Annotated in this window: 1 pseudogene; it reads right to left on the bottom strand. The window is 35.7% G+C overall.

The window, feature by feature from the left end:
- Positions 1-548: pseudogene (locus AMN70_RS02490) on the bottom strand (DnaB-like helicase C-terminal domain-containing protein); the annotation flags it as partial.
- Between the last annotated feature and the right edge of the window lie 60 nt (positions 549-608).

Here is a 608-nt window from a genome sequence, read left to right as displayed (position 1 = left end):
TCTAAATTTTTTTTAATATATTTTTTTGCTGATTTAGCTCCAGAAGGTACTGATACTACTGGCCACTTATTACCTTGTACTTTTGAAACTGACATACAATCAACTTCACCTTCAGTAATAGTAATCATCTTTCCACCTGGTTTCCATTTGTGCTGACCAAACAACCCAACACCATTCATATCTCCTAACCAGATAAAATCTTTATTAGGAAATCGAATGTGTTGAGCAACCAAGGAGTAATTGGAATTATAATATGGAGCTATTTGAACTGGTTGTCCTTTGTATTCACCAGTTTGATAATTGAAGAATTTACAGGTTTCAAAATCTATTTGTCTTTTTGATAACGCTTCTACTTCACCTGTAATCATATCTGAATTTTCTTTTGTATTAGTAAAGCTATTCACTTCACCATTTGCTGGTTCTCTGTAATGACATCCAAAACAATAAGCGTGTCCATCGGAGTACCTGGCTAGGTTATCTCTTGACTGACATTCTGGACAAGGTTCGTGTCTTACAAAGCTACTCTCATCATTCTCCATTGAACTCATCTTCATCTAGTTCATCACCAGGAAGAAGGTCGCCTTCTACCCAAAGTAAATCTGCTTTAG

The sequence above is a fragment of the Candidatus Pelagibacter communis genome, from assembly GCF_001179925.1.
In the GTDB taxonomy this organism is placed as follows: domain Bacteria; phylum Pseudomonadota; class Alphaproteobacteria; order Pelagibacterales; family Pelagibacteraceae; genus Pelagibacter; species Pelagibacter ubique_E.
Note: the sequence above shows the minus strand (reverse complement) of the source record. Positions and strands in the feature narration are given on the sequence as shown.